The sequence below is a fragment of the Nocardiopsis sp. NPDC055551 genome (assembly GCF_053619415.1).
In genome coordinates, this window is the sequence record NZ_JBSHJJ010000012.1 from 13,461 (window position 1) to 30,034 (window position 16,574).

A 16,574-nucleotide genomic window follows, 5' to 3' on the forward strand; every position below is an offset into this window, starting at 1 on the left:
TACCCAGTAGGTAGTCATCTTCACGTAGGGGCGGCGGGCCCGGCCTGCTGGCGGGTCGGCCGCCCCGCCAGCCCGCTGTCCCTTGCTCCCGCTCTAGCCCGCCCTCTGCCCCCTGCTCGCCTTTTATTATTACTTATAAAACTGCTATTCATTAACTCTGCTAAAACCATTGTTCGGATCTGGGTGGCTATTAGAAATTGTGGTTCGGATCAAAGGAGTGATCGTGCGGGTGTGCGCCGAGCATGCCCCGGCCTCAGCCAAATGGTCTGGTGCGCCGCCGTGAGGCGCGCAGGCAGCAGTGACTGAGGTGGGCCACAGCTGATGGGCCGGGGGTGGATCCGCTGCTCGCCGGTGCGGCCTGGTCGAGAGGAGCGCGGCGTTCGCAGGAGGGGATGCCTGAGCTTGCCGGGACCTCCCGCCGTTTAACGTCTGCCAGGGCCGCTCGTCCCGTTCTTCTGACTTGTTCCCCTCCACCGGTTCAGTGCGCGGTGTCGAAATCCTGGTGTGGGGGCGGCTCTCTTACTGGGTGAGGGAGAAAACCGGAGGAGGAGCACTGGCGTGGGGGTGAGCGTGTGGCGAGGGTGGCACTTTGCCTCCGGGGCTGCGATGGGGCGGCGGGCCGGGCGGTTGTCGTTCTGCCCGGACGGTGGGGCGGTGTGGGGCCGCCAGCGCCCCCACACCGCCCCGAACACCCCCGGCCCCGTCAACCCAGGGCGAACCCGGGGTTCAGGGCTCACGGAGGCGCTGGCGGCCCTGACCAGTGAAAACGACATAACGCCCGTATCGGCTGATGGATCAGCGTGGGAGGGAAAGTCCGGTGGGGTTGTTGGTGAATCCGCTTGACCACCTCGGCGAGGTCGAGCGTGGATGCGTGGTGCCCCGCACCGTGCGGGGCCGCGCATCGCAAACGTGCAGATCAGAGGTGGTGGGGAGGTGGGTCAGGTGAGGTCGGATGTTCCGGTCCGTTTGGACGAGGTGGGTTCGTTGCCGGTGGTGTTGGACCCGGTCGCGGCCGGGCGGATGCTCGGGTTGGGTCGCACCACCACCTACCGACTCCTACGGGAAGGTTCCTTGCCCGTGCCGGTTCACCGGACCGGCAGGTCCTGGAGGATCCCGACCGCGGGGATTCTGGCCCACCTGGGCCTATCCACGCCCTCCACCTCGGGTGGGTGCGGCGGGTGTGGTGCGCGCGGTGATCACCATAAGGAGGGGGAGTCGTAGATGGCTTCTCATCAGGGACGAGTGTTCAAACGCTGCGGGTGCAGGGATGAGAACTCCGGTCGGGCGTTGGGGGTGCGGTGTCCGAAGCTGCGCCGCCAGGGCGGGGCGTTCAACCCCCGACACGGGGACTGGGGGTACCAACTCGAACTACCCCGCACCAGCCAGGGCCGGCGCCGTCAGGCCCGTCGCACCGGACTGGACAGCCAGGAACGGGCGTGGGAGGTGCTGGACCATCTCAAAGCTCTGCTGGACCTGGCCCAGGGCGAGCAGGATCTGGAGGTGCAGATCGCGGACCTGATCCAAAACGCCCTTAAGGCCCGCACCCGGTTTCCTTCGGTTGAGGAGGTGCGCAAGCGTCTAGGGACGGGGGCTGATGTGCGCAAAGAAGCCCCCACCGTGGGGGCCTACCTGAAGGCGTGGATCCAGGCCAAGCCGGACCTGGCCAAGGGAACACGGGCTTCCTACCAGGGGCACATCCGCAAATATCTGATCCCGCACTTGGGCAAGGTGCGGTTGGACCGGCTCACTTCACGCCAGGTCGAGGCGATGTTCGACGCGATCGAAGAGAGCAACGTCCGCATCATGGAATGTCGGGAACCCGAGGATGAGAAGGTGCGGGCCTCGGTCCGTAACCAGCGGGTGATCTCGTTGTCCACCAAGCACCGGATCCGCGCCACGCTGCGTAGCGCCCTGTCGGACGCGGTACGTAACCCCGAAGAGGTGGTGAACATCAACGCCGCCTCCCACGCGAGGTTGCCGTCATGTCTGAGGAAGAAACCGTTGGTGTGGACCCCGGGTCGGGTTCGTCAGTGGGAGAAGGACGGGGGCATTCCGGGGGAGGTGATGGTGTGGACCCCGGAACAAACCAGGCGCTTTCTTACGCACGCGCGGAAGTACGTGTGGTTGCACCCGCTGTTCCACCTGATCGCCGTCAAAGGATTGCGTCGAGGCGAAGCGGTCGGCCTGCCCTGGTCCAACACCCGCCTCACCGATGGAGAGGCCGATATCCGCACCCAGGTGGTGCAACTGTCCTGGCAAACCTTCACCTCCACGCCCAAGAGCGAGGCGGGCCAGCGCACCATCACCTTGGATGCCGACACCGTCAAGGTGTTGCGGGGCTGGAAGAAGTTCCAAAACCAAGCCCGGCTCAAGGCCGGGGCGGAGTGGTCGGATTCGGGGTTGGTGTTCACCCGACAAGACGGGCAGGGGTGGCACCCCTCGCATGTGAGTGACTGGTTTACCCGCATCGCACGGGCGGCCGGGTTGCCGCCGATCACGTTGCACGGGCTCCGGCACGGGGCCGCCTCGATGGCTCTGGCAGCGGGAACGGACGTGAAGGTGGTCTCTGCCGAGTTGGGCCACTCCACCACCCATTTCACGCAGGACACTTACCAGACGGTGTTTCCCGAGGTGGCCAAAGCAGCGGCCGAAGCCACCGCCGCTTTGCTGCGCGGAACCTCGGCGCCGGTGAGTGGTTTGGTCCCGGTGCGGTAGCCGGTACCGCCGAGCACACCAGGAGCCCCACAAGGGCCACAGGCCCCAGGTGAGGATACGGGTTCACCCGTCCTGGCCTGGGGTTTCCTCATGTCTGGGGCCGATGGACCATCGGATCAAAGGGCTGGTCGAGGTTTTTCTGTATCTCCAGCCCTATGATTCTGTGCTGGTGGTTGTCCTGGCCGTCCTTATATATTTCCTGTTTCGATGTGGGTGCGAATCTTTCGGATAAGAGGAATGGGAAGTCTTCAGAATCTATTGCTGGACAGAGGGTAATTTCGGGACAGGTGCAAAAATTTTCAGGGGTTCGGGGTGCCCTCGGCCCACACGCAAGGAGAACTGGCAGCGAGAGAGAAACTTCCATCATCGCTTATACGCACGGAGACACTGAATGAGTCCTCAGCGTGATTAACCGATATCGATGTCTTCTCTGGTCGTCTGTCCCGCACAACCTCGTAGCCGTTACTGTTCCAGTACTCGAGTACCAGGTCGACGTTTGTCTCGTTATCCTCGACCCGCAGTCCGCGAACCCAGAAGGTCTCACTGACTGTGACTCGGTCCCTTGATCCGCCGTCTGTGGGGTCGTCACAGGCAGCGAAGAGGGTACCGCGCCTCGTCTCAAGTTCGGCTTCGTCAGGAAGTGCGGTGAGAGTACCGTCGATGTGTTCCTGGACCTTTGTGGCGGCCTCGCCTTGGGTCATGGACTCGTTCATCTCGGTGTTTCCATCCTGTGTCGATCCACACGCGCTCAGAGCCAGCCCGAGGGTGACAACGCAGACCAGTCGTGATGTCAGTGTCATGTTTGTTCCCTAGTCAGTGCTGGCCGACGATGATTTCGCCCATGTGCTCCAAGGAGGCGGTGTCCTCGTGGAAGTATTTTGAGTGGGCGTCCTCAAGCAGCCACTGGCCTCCTTCGCTGCCCTCGTTGGATTCGAACACGGTTGCTCCGAATTCGGGGCTGGTGGGGCCGGTGCCGTGTGTCAGATCGGTGAGGCTGGTGATTCCGTCGTTCTTCGCTGTTGTGGCGTGCACGTTCGCAGGAGGGAACCGGAGTTCGGACGCGTGCTGAGCGCTCGTACCAGAGTTGCCCACGAGGACGATCTCGTCGGCGTTATCGTCCGCCTCGTTGGCAGTATCCACAAGCCAGTTCGCTCGGCCCATGTGGGTATCGGTGCTCTGCCAGGTGGTCGTGGCATCTGGCGCGAGGGTGGCGTCGTTGTCGGCGGTGTCGGGATTGTCGTTGGACACGGTCGCGGTCGTGAGCGTCTCGGCCATCGTTATCTGCAGTGCAGGGAGTTCCCCGGCCAAGAGCGTGCCCGGCCGGGCGCAATCATCCTCAGGGCTTTGGAGTTCCCTCTGGCCACACGCAAGGGGAAGAAGCGCCAATCGAGAGGCTTCCCTCGTCACTGGCTTGAACGGATACGTTGAAAGCGTCTGTTTCACTTTCTGCAGTCACGAACAGTTCATCTGGGCGTAGATCGTGGATCACACGGTAGCCGTTGCTGACCCAGTAATCGTAAAGCAAATCGACGTTCTGTTCATTGTCCTCTGCGGGAAGACCAGTTAGCCACTGCCTCTGACTGACCGTGACTCGGTCTTTAGGGCCGCCGTCTGTGGGATCGTCGCAGGAGGCGAAGGCGACCGGTCCGAGGGGTTCGAGTTCAACAGTGTCAGGTAGAGCAGCTACGGCGTCGGTTACGTGTTGTTCGATCTTCTCGGCGGCTTCGTCCTGGGTGATCGTTTCTTCCATGTCTGCTCTCTGTCCGAATCCGGTGTTGCAGCCAGTCAAAACAAGGGCGGTCAAGGTGGTGCATGCCACCGCTTTCCATTGGTTCATCATTTTAGGCGTCCTAGCGTTTTCCAGCGATGGCTTCACCCATGTACTCCAATGAATCATTACCTTCTTGGAAGTATTCTGAGTGGGCGTCCTCAAGCAGCCACTGGCCTCCTTCGCTGCCCTCATCGGAGTCGAACACAGTTGCTCCGAATTCGGGGTTGGTGGGGCCGGTGCCGTGTGTCAGATCGGTGAGGCTGGTGATTCCGTCGTTCTTCGCTGTTGAGGCGTGCACGTTCTCGGGGAGGAACCCGAGTTCGGACGCGTGCTGGGCGTTCGTACCAGAGTTGCCCACGAGGACGATCTCGTCGGCGTTATCGTCCGCCTCGTTGGCAGTATCCACAAGCCAGTTCGCTCGGCCCATGTGGGTATCGGTGCTCTGCCAGGTGGTCGTGGCATCTGGCGCGAGGGTGGCGTCGTTGTCGGCGGTGTCGGGATTGTCGTTGGACACGGTCGCGGTCGTGAGCGTCTCGGCCATCGTTATCTGCAGTGCAGGGAGTTCCCCGGCCAAGAGCGTGCCCGGCCGGGCGCAATCATCCTCAGGGCTTTGGAGTTCCCTCTGGCCACACGCAAGGGGAAGAAGCGCCAATCGAGAGGCTGCCCTCGTCGCTGACTTGGACGGATACGTTGAAAGCGTCTGTTTCATTTTCCACGGTCACGAACAGCTCGTCTGGACGTAGATCGTGAATTACCTGATATCCGTTATTGGCCCAGTAGTCGTGCATTAGTTCGATGTTGGACTCGTTCTCCTCGCTTGGGAGCCCCCGGATCCATAGTCTTTCGCTGACGGTAACTCGGTCCTTCGGTCCACCATCAGTTGGATCGTCGCAGGAAGCATAATTCATGCCTTGCCGTGTTTCGAGTTCGGCTTCGTCTGGGAGTGAGGACATCACTCCATCAATGTGCTCCTTGACCTTGTCGGCGGCTTCGTCTTGAGTAATTGTTTCTTCCATCGTTGCTCTCTGTCCGGGTTCGGTACTGCAGGCTGTAAATGTGAGGGAGGCCAGGGTGGCACAGGCCGTAATCTTTAGTCGGTTCATTTTCATAATCATTCTAGTGTTCTGCAGCGATGACTTCTCCCATGTATTTCAGAGAGAGCGAACCATCCTTAAAGTATTCCGAGTGGGCGGCTCCGAGTGGCCATTGGCCTCCTTCGCTGCCCTCGTCGGATTCGAACACGGTTGCTCCGAATTCGGGGCTGGTGGGGTCGGCGCCGTGTGTCAGATCGGTGAGGCCGGTGATTCCGTCGTTCTTCGCTGTTGAGGCGTGTACGTTCTCAGGGAGGAACCCGAGTTCGGACGCGTGCTGGGCGTTCGTGCCGGGGCTGCCTACCAGGACGATCTCGTCGGCGTTGAGGCCAGCCTCGCTCTGAGCGGTGTGTCCGACGACAGTGGAGCCGTAGCTGTGCCCGATGACGGTGTTGTTCGAGCGCGTGGTGTTCTCGTGGGTGGCACGAAGACCGTCCTGGAACCGGCTCAGCTCATCGACCGCACCCTCGGCGCGCCCGGTTCCAGCCGCCTCGGCGAAGTTGGGAGCGTCGTAGCCGATCCAGCTGATCACGGCATGTTCATCGTTCTCCGCTGCGTCGTTCGCGGACTCCATGAGCGAGTTCGCTCGGCCCATTTGGGCGTCGATGCTTTGCCAGGTGGTGGTGGTGCCTGGGACGAGGGTGGCGACGTTGTCGGCGGTGTCGGGGTTGCCGTTGGACACGATGGCTCGCCCGCGATCGTTGGGGTCGAGGGCGAGCAGGTATCTGTCGGCGCCTTCGGCGTTGAGGTCCCCGTGCAGCCTGGTCAGCGTATTGAGTTCTTCTCGGAGCTTGGCCGGGTCGGTCGGGGGGATGTAGACGTTCTCATCTCCATCACCATCGGAACCACCGATGATTTCAACGGCCTCTGCGCGCTCTTGTTCGATGTCCTCGATCTCTTCCTCCAACCGTTCGATCTCCTCGTCCAGGTGGTCCCGGTTGAGTTGGTCGCGGATGGTGGTGGGGACCCCGTCCAGGTCGCGCAGGAGGTCGGGGTGATCCTCCATGACCTGTTGTTGTTCGGATTCGTCCAGGGAGTGCCACCAGGTGTTGACGGTGGAGGGGTGATCGTCCGGGCTGGGAAGATCGTCGAGGAACATGCCGGGGTAGTTGTCGCCGAAGTAGGAGAGCTGGGTGCCGGTCAACAGCCCGGTTTGGGCCATGCGCGCCAAGGCATCTGCGGAGGGTCCGTTCCGCAGGGAGTCGGAGGTTTCCTCGGCCTGGTCCATCAGGGTGTTCCAGTAACCCTGGTGTTCTTCCAGAAGGAGTTCCTTGGTCCTATCGAGGGGTTTGGCCACAGCAAAGGGGTCACCCAGGGCTTCTGCGGATTCAGTGATGGCCGTGTTGAACCTGTCCTCGAGGTTGGTGCGCTTAGCCCGGTAGTCCTCGATGTCCTGGGCCCACTGTTTCAAGGTGGCGGCCCCGTAGGTCAGATCCCGCGTGGTGTCCTCCCACAGGATGAGTTCGTCGGCGGCGGCCGAGGTGATGTCCCAGGCCACAAGATCGGTGAACTCGCCCGCGCTGCTACGAAACCCGGCGTCGGTCTCCTCGGTTTGTCCGGTGAGGGACAGACGCAGCTCGACCAAGGCTTCGGCGCCGCTGCGGATGGTGGCGGGGTCGGCGTCGATGTCGCCGGGAAGCCCCAGCACGGGGGCGGATCCAGTCGTCATGTCGGTGTGCTCATCTGGTCGGGGTCAGAAGTTGACGGGGATGTCCAGCAGGTCCAGGCCGTCGCGGAACTCGTCCGAGGCCTCGTGATCGGTGGCCGCGATCTCCAGGTCGGCTCCTTGTACGTCTTGGGCGAGGTTCACGGAGTTCTGGGCGAGTTGGCTGATGTTGTCGAAGGTCTTGATCTCAAAGCTCTCTACGCCGGAGGCGACGTAGGAGGAGACGGCTTCTTTGAGTTCATCGGTGATGTCTTCGAGGGCGGGGGCCGCTGAGATGGTGCGGATGGCGAGTTCCTCGGCCTGTTCGGCTTCGTTCATCGCTTCGATGGGGTTGACCCCGGTGGAGGTGGACATAGGGATTCCTACTGGTTCAAGGCGTGAGGGAGCAACCAGGACGTTACCGTACGTAGCAGCCACGATTCAGGGCGAAACGGTGTTTACTGCTGTCCGGAAACGGCCATGGCTCCGCGAGGTCGACCCCCACCTGCACTCACCTTGTACTGGGGAGCACACGAGGAGCACACGTCGCCCCCAAACGCCGCGAGGACCTCGTTCGAGGTCCTCGCTTACCCCGTCTGACTTGGGGTTTTGTGGCGCACCCGGCAGGATTCGAACCTGCGACCGTCGGATTAGAAGTTCTATGGTCGCGTACCGTCACGTGTCGCTACGTACCGTTCCGTCCCACGCCATCCGAATCCGGATACCGTTCTGTGTCATGGCGTTCCGCCCGGTGACGTCCCGGTCCAAAACTGCGGAGCACGAACGGAGCACGCAAGCGGGGGAAGCGTCCGATGGTTAAGGGCGAGGTTTTCGGAGGATGGCTCTCGTGCCCTTGCAGTGCGTGCTCTACCAGCTAGCAACGGTTTCAGTTGTACTGGCTGTTGGGGAGGCCGTGAATCCTCCTGTTGGTGTAGCGGTCGGTCGAAGAACCCGCTCAACCTCCTCAGGGCTCGGCCGTGCCGATGACCCTCCATCACACCCGGCACAAAACACCGAAAGGAAGGGCCTTTCGCCGCAGGTGTGTCTTCCCGAGGCGAAGAGCCCTCCCGGTTTCCTCAGGCGTAGGAGTGCAGGCCACTGAACATGTAGTTCACCGCGAAGAAGTTGAACAGGACGGTAGCGAAGCCCAGCACGTTGATCCACGTCGCCTTGGGCCCGCGCCATCCGCCGGTCGCCCGCGCGTGCAGGTAAGCGGCGTAGATGACCCAGGAGATGAACGACCAGACCTCCTTGGGGTCCCAGCCCCAGAAACGGCCCCAGGCTTCGTCCGCCCAGATCGAACCGGCGATGATGCCGAATGTCCACAGCGGGAACGCGAACAGGATGAACCGGTGCGAGATGCGGTCCAACAGTTCGGGGCTGGGCAGGCGGCCCGCGATCCCGGCGACCTTCTCGCCTCGGGCACGCTTCGTCTCAGCCCGGTGCGAGAGGAGATAGGTGACTCCGGCCGCCCCCGAGACCATGGAGGCGCCACCCGCGATGTTCACGGCGAGGACGTGGATCGGTACCCAGTAGGACTGCAGCGCTGGGATCAGCGGTCCCGGGTCGACGTACAGCCAGCGGACGCCGATGCCCAACAGGATCAGCACCGGTACTAGCACGAACACGCCCAGAAAACGGGCCCGGTATCTCCAGGAGGCGTACAGGAGCCCTCCGACGGCTACCAGGCAGAGAGTGACGACGAACTCGAACATGTTGCCCCAAGGCCAGCGCCCCGCGGCGAGTCCCCGGGTGACGACCTGCGCCAGAGTGAGTAGGAAACCCGCTCCGGTGATGGCCAGGGCCAAACGCCCCAGGGCGTTCCTGGGTGCGGTGGTCTTTTGTTCGGCGCGTTCGGTGGTGATCACATCCAAGGGTCGGTTCTCCTGCTCTGAGCGGAGCGTCCTTCGACCCCAGAGCCGGCTTCCTGAGATTTCGGTGCGTCGGCCGAAGGCAGCCTCCAAGGCGAAGAGGAGTAGGGCGACCGCGTACGTCACCACCATGGCGATGATCAGGGTGTCGCTGGCCGAGGCCATGCTCTGTGCGATTTGATCGGGGCTTTCGCTGTTCACATCATTTTCCTTTTCGGTGGTTTCGGGCACGGCGCAAGTCGAAGGGGAGAAGACCCGGGGTTCGGCGTGCAGCCCGAAACCTTGGGAACAGGTCCGTTCGGGGCATGCCTGACACGCTGCTGCTCCTAGCGGTCGGCGACGATCAGTCCGGGAAGACAGGATTCTGTGGACGGCAGAGCCACCCCAGGGCCGTCAATAGGAAAAGGTGCTTTTGTACGGTGGTAGGAACAAGAGGGCTCCGCACGGGCTCAAAGGATCACGGTCGATCCTGGCGCCTTCCCGGGCCGGTAGGCCCGAAAAGAGCGAACTCAGGAACTGTGCCGGTTCTCCTGGGCCGTGAGGAAGGGGCGGAGGATTTCTTCGACCCTCGCCGAGGTGTCCTCCAGGGAGATACCGGACTCGATCATGCGCGAAGCCTTGTGGACTACGGCGTTGACCAGTTCCGCGGTGGCCGACGGGTTCGGGACTCCCAGAGCTTCCAGCGCCTCGGTCAGAGGGGCCGAGAGTTGGTCGTGCATCACGCGGCTGCGCTCGGCGAAGTCCGCTCCGGGCGAGGCGGCGGCCAGCGCTCCGGCCACCGCGTGCTCTCCGTCGGCTACCAACCGCAGGTTGGCGTTGGCGTAGGCGAGCACGCGCAGGGCCGGGGACGGTTCCCCGTCCATCGCGCCGGTCACCAGTTGCAACCAGCGGGGGAACAGGTCCTCGACCAGTGCGTCGAGCAGATCTTGGCGGGAGTCGAAGTACTGGTAGAGGCTGGAGCGCGCCAGGCCGACCCGGGCGGCGACCTTGCTCAGGGACAGGGCACCGCCGCCGACCTCGGCCAAGATCTCCCGCGCCGCGTCGAGCACGGCCCGACGCTGGTTGGCCTGGTGGTCAGCGAGCGTGGCCGCTGTGATCCGAGGCAAGAGCCCCTCCGTGCTCATTCCGATAGACGACCGTCCGTCATCTGCACGATCCGGTCGCAGTACTCCAGGACATCGTGGTCGTGGGTGACCATCATCGTAGCCACACCGGAGCGTTTGGTCTCCTGCGCGAGCAACCGGACGATCTCGTGACTGCGGGCACGGTCCAGCGCCGCCGTGGGCTCGTCCACGAGCAGGACCCCGGGCTCGCCCATCAGAGCGCGGGCGATTCCAACCCGCTGGCGCTCCCCACCGGAGAGCTGATGAGGCCGCCGGTTCGCCTTGTCACCCATGCCGACCTCTTCCAGGAGCCGCTGGGGGTCGCGCTTTCCGCCCCCTCGACCAAGGTGGGACATCATGCGCAACTGATCGGCGGCGGTGAGGGCTCCGAGCAGGTTTCCCGACTGGAACACGAAACCGATGTGGTCGCGGCGCAAGCGTGCTCGGGCCCGCTTGGACAAGGCGGTGATGTCCTTGCCGTTGGCACGGACGATGCCGGAGTCGGGCACCGTGAGGGCGCCGGCGACGGCGAGCAGGCTGGACTTACCGGCGCCCGAGGGGCCGACCACCGCGACCAGCTCACCGGGGCGCACGGCGATGGACACGTCGTCCAGGGCGGTGACGGTGGTGTCCCCATCGCCCAAGCGCAGGGTCACGCCTTCGAGAAGGAGTCCCTCGGCGTTCCTATCGGTGGGTTCTGCGTTGGATGCTGTGGTGATGGTCATCGCTGTCCTCCCAGGGCAGCCAGAGGGTCGATCGAGGAAATACGGATGATTGCGGCCATCGCGCCGAACAGTCCGAGAACGATCAGCAGGACCACCGCCGTCGCGACCGCGGCCCCCTCCAGGAGGAAGGGCACCCCTGAACCGGTGATCAGGGAACCGGTTCCCATGCCCACACCGAGCCCGAGGGCACAGAACACGACCAGGATGACCAGCGCCTGTCCAAGGCCGTCGCGCACGAGGTAGCCGGTGGAGGCGCCCATCGCGCGCAGCACGGCCAGCTCGTGCTTGCGCTGGATCGTCCAGACGGTGAAGAAGGCACCGATGACCAACGCGGAGATCGCGTACAGGAAGGCCTTGATCAGGTCCAGGGTCGAAGTCTCCGCGCTGTATCCGGGAGAGGCGGCGAAGGTCTCCTCCAGTGGCAGGCTCATGGTTCCGGCGGCGCTGTCGCCTGCGGAGTGGTCGATTTCCTCACCGGATTCCGCGCGCAGGGCCACGGCGGTAGCTTCGGTGTAGACGGCGGGATCGGCTTCCTGCTCGGGAGTGACACCGGCGTAGATCTCCTGCCAGGTCTCCAGAGGCAGGTAGGCGATGTCGACGTGGCCGTAGGTGTGTTTGTCCTCCAAGGATCCGACGACTTCCAGTTCGGTGCCCAACCGGTCCACGGTCAGGACATCGCCCAGGGTGATGCCGGCCTCGATCGCGCTCTGGGAGACGACCAGACCGTCGCGCTGCCCCAGGTCGTCGCCTTCGTGGGCCTGCGGAGCGAGGAAGGAGTCCTCCTCCACACCGAAGAGGGCCAGGTCGATGGGCACGTCGTTGTCGCTGCGGGCGTTGACGAGCAGGTTGCCGAAGAGCGCGGCCTCAGCGACATCGGGCTGCTCACGCCACTCCTGGAGCTGCTCCTCGTCCACACGGCTGCGGGAGAAGGAGGAACTGACCTCTGTTTCCTCGTCGAAGGCGAAGCTGTGAACGGGAAGGCGCTGGAGACCGGACACCCCGTCCTCCACAAGGCCCGAGGACAGCCCCGACAACAGCACCATCAGCACCGCGATCAGGGAGACGACTCCCCCCATCAGTCCGAAGCGGGAACGCGCGAACCACAGTTCGCGCATGGCTAGAAACATGTCGGACCTCTCTGCGTGCATGTGAGGGCGTCACTTGCCGACGCCACGTCGGTAAATATACCGACGGGGCGTCGGGAAGAGTTTCGGGGGGTACCTCAGGGCGCGTTCGTTGGATCCTGGGCGGTGGGCTGGCCAGAGCTCGCACGTCACCGAAGAGCGATGGCCGCGCCCCGAGGGGTGCACGGGTCTTCAACGCCCCTGCGAGGGATATCAACAGAAGTGGACCTAGCGCGACGAGCTGTCCTCATCGCTTCTGCGAGGTAGCAACGCAGGCGAAACCTCCGGCGTCTGAGCGGCCACCAGTGTTGTGTGCCGGGATCGCCTCCCGTCACTCGCTACCATCCCTCATCTGAGGGTCGAGAAGTGGCGGCTCGCCAGCACGGCCCGCCTCTAGACTCGAGCTCATGCCGAGAACCCTGTATCTGGTGTTGTCCGGAGCCCCCGCGCCGGAAGGGGCGACCGAGCTGGTCCAAGCCCTGCACAGCCACGGTTGGCAGGTGACGGTGTTGTCCACCCCCACGGGCGCGGACTTCCACGATCAGGACCAGTTGGCGGAACTGACAGGCGAACCGGTGCGCGTGGCGTTCCGGATGCCTGGCCAGGGCAAACCCCTTCCTCCCGCCGATGTGGTGTTGGCCTGTCCGCTGACCTTCAACTCCACGAACAAGTTCGCCCAGGGGCTGGCGGACAACTTCGCGATCGCCTTGCTGTGCGAGATGGTCGGATACGGGGTACCCACCGTGGTGGTGCCGCACTGCAAACCCCAGCTCGCCACCCACCCGGCCTTCGTCCGCTCCCTGGAAACGCTGCGCGCAATGGAGCCGGTCACCGTCCTTCACGACCCCGACGCCCCCTATGAGGACCGTCTGCCCTCCTGGCAGCAGGTCATCGACACCGTCAACCGGCTCTGACCGAAAGGCACAGCGTGGACCCCGTCACTCGAGGCCAGACGATCAAACGCGCCCGACGACGGCACGGCTACTCCCAGAGCGTGCTCGCCGGACTCGTGGGACGCTCCGAGTCCTGGCTCTCCCAGGTCGAACGTGGCATCTTGTCGGTGGACTCCCACGAGATCCTCATCCGCCTGGCCCGCGTCCTGCGCCTGGACCTGACCGAGTTGACCGGAACCGAAACCGAGGCGGTCACCGACATGCGCTACGACGCCGCCCGCGCGATCGAGCGGGCCATGATGCGCTACTCCACCCTTCCCCAGCGTTGGACTTATTCCGCATTCGAACGCTTGGGTTGAACCCGGGGGGGCTGAACGTACCCGTCACGTATCATATCCCTCGAGACCGCTCCACTGATTCTTGGAATCGGCGCAGGGTTTCGGTGTGAGCACGCCGTGGGCGATCCACGCCGCGGAGTACGTGGACGAGAACCCGTACATCTGACCGTTCACGGTCAACGCCACCCTCCAGTACATCGTGGCCACGTCTCCCGTGGTGAGGGTGATCGAACGCGGCGAAAGCGTCGATGCCTTCACGGTCGTAGCGGTGTATCGAGTGCTCACCCTGGTGTGAGGGCCTTCCTGGCCCGCAGAGCGGCGTATACGGGTCCGAGTGGGAGGACGGGCAATTTCGTCTCGACAGCGGTCATGAGGTGCTGTTCTCAGCTTTGGGCCAGCATTTTGGTCAGGTGCTGACGTACGTCGGGTTCCAGACGCTTGTGTACGGTGTCGCGCTCTGCGGCTTGGATGATCTCGGCTGCGATCACGAGTTGGGCGAGCCGGCCGCTGGGCGTGTTCAGCACGTCGGCAAAGGCGTTGCGAACCTTCTTGGCCGTCTCCGGCCGGGGCAGTGCGTAAGCGTGCAGGACGGCGGCGTCGTACCCGGCGGGGGCGAGGCCCCACCCTTCCCAGTCGATGATCTCCAGCGGGTCTGAGGTGAGGTTCGCCCAGTGTAGATCTCCATGAGCTGTCTCCCACTTCGGCACGGTCAGGTCCCTTCCCGCCAGTTCGGGGATGAACCGGGGGATGCGGTTGATGAACTCCTGTGTCATGACCTGGCGGCCGAGTGAGGTCGGAGTTTCACGGAGCTGGTCCATGCCATTGCGCAGTTCTCGCCACCAGCGGCCGGACACAGGGGGAGGACCGGTCAAGTAGGGGAACTCCGACAGCACCTGTCCTTTGAGGTGTTCCCATAGCTGAGCCTGGAATGCCTGATCGGCACGCTTTTCGGTCCATGCGTGCTCACCGAGCAGTGCTGGACGCGGTATCGCCTCGTCCAACAACACGTCTGCGAGTCCGGGGCCCTCCCACCGTTTCCCGCCTGGTCGAGGTGCGCTGTTCAGCCGCAACCAGGCGGGGACACCTTTGAAGGAGACCGGCCCGCTGATCGTTCTCCCGACCACCCCTCCGCGCAGCTCGGCTCCGGGATCGACCGCGACACTGAGAGCGCGAGCTGCATGGTGCCATCGAGGGATCAGGTCAGGGGACGGAGGCGAGGAGGTCACAGATCTCCTTGAGTCGGAGCGGAGACAACGGGTGGGAAGCGGCCACGTCGGCAGCCTCGTACCAGTGTCCGGCCTGGGTGGTGCTGACCAGCAGGCCGGTGAGTCCTGGTGTTGAGGCGGCGACTTTGAGAGCGGCCTGCGCGCCTGTGGAACCGGAGGAGACGTAGTCGGCCAGACGGTCATTGATGTGTGGGATGAGGTCCCCACCGTGGAGCGGAGCGGACCCCCACACCTCCAATCCTGCCTGCTCAGCCGCAGGGATGGGGCCCTGTTGGATCAGAGCTTCACGGAGGGGTTCGACCTCCACCATGGACACGGGCAACTGGATGGCGGACAGGCCTGTTCGAGACCCACCCGCCGCTTCCCGCGCGAGTCGCAACAGCTCAGGGACGGTGAACATGTCTTCGCTGAATCCGCTCCACGTGGCGATGCCGTAGCCGAGCAGAGTACCCGCGTCCCGTTCTTCTTCCAGAGCGAAGAACGCACGCCGGATGCCGGCGTGCAAAGCTTCCCGATCTCCGGTGCGGTGTTCGGGGCTGTGGAGGTACACCAGATCCAGACTCCTGCGTTGCAACTCTGCCCGAGACATCGCCACCTGATGGGTCACGTAGTCCGGGGTGATGCTGTGTCGCCGCAAGGCGTCGGCTTCGGAGATCACCCCGCTGGACAGTGCCGCCCAAGCCTGGTTGGTCGTCATGTGACCGACTTTGGTGGCGATCCGCATGTGCGGGTGTGCCGCGAGTACGGGCGCGATGGATGCCTGGTGGGTTCCGTCCCCGTAGACCGGGGCCGTATCGATGAGGGGACACCCGGCCGCAGCCGCGATGCTCGCCGAGGTGACGGCATCGCGGCTGCGGTAGGTGCCCAGGCCGAGCAAGGTCATCCTTCTTCGCCTTCCCAGACAAGGGCACCGTCCTCCAACAGCCTGCGGAGAAGGCCGACGAGGGTCTCCCGTGGGATGCCGGGGTCGAGCCGGCACAGTTCCTTCACCGTGGCGCTGTGCTGTTCGTCCAGATGGGAGAGCAGCGGGAAGACCTGGGCGGCGAATGTCCAGCGTCGTCCCTGAGCGAGATAGGTGAGGCTGCCCCCGGTCATGCTCAGGGTGCCTCGCTTGGTCGCCAGGCGCAGCCGAGTGGAATCGGTGAGCTCTCCGGTTACGGCGATGGGCAGGCTGAACGCCGCGCGAGCCGTGGCGGTCTCGTTCTGTCGCCCCCAGTACGCGCGCACCACGTCCGGGTCCTGGAACCGGGCGGTGATGAGCTCGGACATTCGGTAGGACCAGTTCGAGAACTGGCGGGGGTCACGCGGGACGTCGGTGCGGACCTCGTCGTGTTCGACCATGCCGGCGGTCAGCCAGGTGAGGAAGTCGGCTCCGGTTGTAGTGTTCAGCCCGCAGGTCAGGTGGAGGCTGGGTTCGCCTTCGGAGGCGGCGACCGCGTGCCAACAGCCTCGGGGGACATGGAGGATGTCGCCGGGTGCCATGACGAACTCGTCGATGGGGACGGTGGGAGCGGCCTCCTCGAACTCGACGTCGTTGTGCAAGGGGGCGGTCCGGGTGGTTCCGTAGATGCGCCACCGTTTGCGCCCCGCAACCTGGAACACGAGCACGTCATGGTCGTCCCAATGGATGCCGAACCCCTCCCTGGGTGTCCAGGAGGCGTAGGCGTTGGTCTGGATTCCGGTGCCCAGCCAGGACTCCAGACCGGAGACCGTCTCACCGATGGGCGAGTGCATCTCGTCGATCGCGTCCACCACCAGCGTCGCGCCCTCGCGGAGCTGTTGGTGGAACAGGTGGGGGGCGGGAGCGTCCCAGTCCGGCATGCGTCGGTAGCGGCGCCGCTGTGTATAGCGGCCCACGTCGATGCTCTCTCCAGCGGACAGGCGCAGGCGAGGGCTGTTCAGGCGTTGGGTTGCCAGGAGCCGGTTCAGGTCCTGCCAGGTGAGCAGGTGCGTGAAGACGTCGGTGGCGTTGTCGGGGGCGGGGTAGCGCCGGTGGTGGCGGCCGAGCACCTGGGCGGGGAACGAGTCCCCGCCCAGACGGCCGCTGATCAGGTCAGCGGACAAGATTGTGC

General features: G+C 64.1%; 18 protein-coding genes. 4 read left to right on the plus strand and 14 right to left on the minus strand.

Annotated elements, in window-relative coordinates:
- The first annotated feature begins 1,020 nt into the window (after positions 1-1,020).
- Together ACWGSK_RS20945 and ACWGSK_RS20950 are read left to right on the plus strand one after the other, a co-directional pair.
- A complete protein-coding gene (locus ACWGSK_RS20945) occupies positions 1,021-1,221 on the plus strand; it encodes a helix-turn-helix transcriptional regulator (RefSeq protein ID WP_452456608.1) in 201 nt (66 codons plus the stop codon).
- The gene (locus ACWGSK_RS20950; protein ID WP_452456522.1) at positions 1,222-2,715 is read left to right on the plus strand and encodes a tyrosine-type recombinase/integrase; all 1,494 of its coding nucleotides are present in this window, start codon (positions 1,222-1,224) and stop codon (positions 2,713-2,715) included.
- Positions 2,716-3,014: 299 nt separating this feature from the next.
- Here ACWGSK_RS20950 and ACWGSK_RS20955 read toward each other — a convergent pair whose 3' ends face one another.
- The 11 genes from ACWGSK_RS20955 to ACWGSK_RS21005 form a co-directional block, all read right to left on the minus strand.
- Positions 3,015-3,515 (minus strand): hypothetical protein, encoded by a 501-nt coding sequence (locus tag ACWGSK_RS20955; RefSeq protein WP_452456523.1) that lies wholly within the window; start codon positions 3,513-3,515, stop codon positions 3,015-3,017.
- 13 nt (positions 3,516-3,528) lie between these two features.
- Positions 3,529-3,990, minus strand: a complete 462-nt coding sequence (locus ACWGSK_RS20960) for an alpha/beta hydrolase (RefSeq protein ID WP_452456524.1) — start codon at positions 3,988-3,990, stop codon at positions 3,529-3,531.
- Between the two features lie 61 nt (positions 3,991-4,051).
- Positions 4,052-4,465, minus strand: a complete 414-nt coding sequence (locus ACWGSK_RS20965; protein ID WP_452456525.1) for a hypothetical protein — start codon at positions 4,463-4,465, stop codon at positions 4,052-4,054.
- Positions 4,466-4,565: 100 nt separating this feature from the next.
- Positions 4,566-5,027 carry an alpha/beta hydrolase gene (locus tag ACWGSK_RS20970; protein ID WP_452456526.1) on the minus strand — a complete coding sequence of 154 codons (462 nt, stop codon included), beginning with the start codon at positions 5,025-5,027 and terminating at the stop codon, positions 4,566-4,568.
- Positions 5,028-5,088: 61 nt separating this feature from the next.
- Positions 5,089-5,502, minus strand: coding sequence for a hypothetical protein (locus ACWGSK_RS20975; RefSeq protein ID WP_190318397.1), 414 nt, complete (start codon positions 5,500-5,502; stop codon positions 5,089-5,091).
- 100 nt (positions 5,503-5,602) lie between these two features.
- Entirely contained in the window at positions 5,603-7,246 is a 1,644-nt protein-coding gene (locus ACWGSK_RS20980) for an alpha/beta hydrolase (RefSeq protein WP_452456527.1), read from the minus strand.
- Between the two features lie 24 nt (positions 7,247-7,270).
- Positions 7,271-7,597 (minus strand): hypothetical protein, encoded by a 327-nt coding sequence (locus ACWGSK_RS20985; protein WP_452456528.1) that lies wholly within the window; start codon positions 7,595-7,597, stop codon positions 7,271-7,273.
- Positions 7,598-8,298: 701 nt separating this feature from the next.
- On the minus strand, positions 8,299-9,258 hold the full coding sequence (gene ccsB, locus ACWGSK_RS20990) for a c-type cytochrome biogenesis protein CcsB (protein ID WP_452456609.1): 960 nt from the start codon (positions 9,256-9,258) through the stop codon (positions 8,299-8,301).
- A gap of 344 nt (positions 9,259-9,602) precedes the next feature.
- Positions 9,603-10,199, minus strand: coding sequence for a TetR/AcrR family transcriptional regulator (locus ACWGSK_RS20995; RefSeq protein WP_452456529.1), 597 nt, complete (start codon positions 10,197-10,199; stop codon positions 9,603-9,605).
- A 14-nt stretch (positions 10,200-10,213) separates the two neighbouring features.
- Positions 10,214-10,921: an ABC transporter ATP-binding protein gene (locus ACWGSK_RS21000; RefSeq protein ID WP_452456530.1), complete on the minus strand. Its 708-nt coding sequence runs from the start codon at positions 10,919-10,921 to the stop codon at positions 10,214-10,216.
- Positions 10,918-12,036 (minus strand): ABC transporter permease, encoded by a 1,119-nt coding sequence (locus ACWGSK_RS21005; RefSeq protein WP_452456531.1) that lies wholly within the window; start codon positions 12,034-12,036, stop codon positions 10,918-10,920. The genes ACWGSK_RS21000 and ACWGSK_RS21005 overlap by 4 nt, the downstream gene beginning before the upstream one ends.
- 416 nt (positions 12,037-12,452) lie before the next feature.
- On the opposite strand from ACWGSK_RS21005, the gene ACWGSK_RS21010 reads away from it, so the two are divergent.
- Together ACWGSK_RS21010 and ACWGSK_RS21015 are read left to right on the plus strand one after the other, a co-directional pair.
- Positions 12,453-12,959, plus strand: a complete 507-nt coding sequence (locus ACWGSK_RS21010; RefSeq protein ID WP_358510082.1) for a flavoprotein — start codon at positions 12,453-12,455, stop codon at positions 12,957-12,959.
- 14 nt (positions 12,960-12,973) lie between these two features.
- Positions 12,974-13,297, plus strand: a complete 324-nt coding sequence (locus ACWGSK_RS21015; RefSeq protein ID WP_358510079.1) for a helix-turn-helix domain-containing protein — start codon at positions 12,974-12,976, stop codon at positions 13,295-13,297.
- A gap of 362 nt (positions 13,298-13,659) precedes the next feature.
- Here ACWGSK_RS21015 and ACWGSK_RS21020 read toward each other — a convergent pair whose 3' ends face one another.
- From ACWGSK_RS21020 to ACWGSK_RS21030, 3 genes are all read right to left on the minus strand, one after another.
- On the minus strand, positions 13,660-14,283 hold the full coding sequence (locus ACWGSK_RS21020) for a phosphotransferase (RefSeq protein ID WP_452456532.1): 624 nt from the start codon (positions 14,281-14,283) through the stop codon (positions 13,660-13,662).
- A gap of 193 nt (positions 14,284-14,476) precedes the next feature.
- Positions 14,477-15,385 carry an aldo/keto reductase gene (locus tag ACWGSK_RS21025; protein ID WP_358510073.1) on the minus strand — a complete coding sequence of 303 codons (909 nt, stop codon included), beginning with the start codon at positions 15,383-15,385 and terminating at the stop codon, positions 14,477-14,479.
- On the minus strand, positions 15,382-16,566 hold the full coding sequence (locus ACWGSK_RS21030) for a cupin domain-containing protein (protein WP_358510070.1): 1,185 nt from the start codon (positions 16,564-16,566) through the stop codon (positions 15,382-15,384). Before ACWGSK_RS21030 ends, ACWGSK_RS21025 begins: the two co-directional genes overlap by 4 nt.
- Positions 16,567-16,574: the final 8 nt, after the last annotated feature.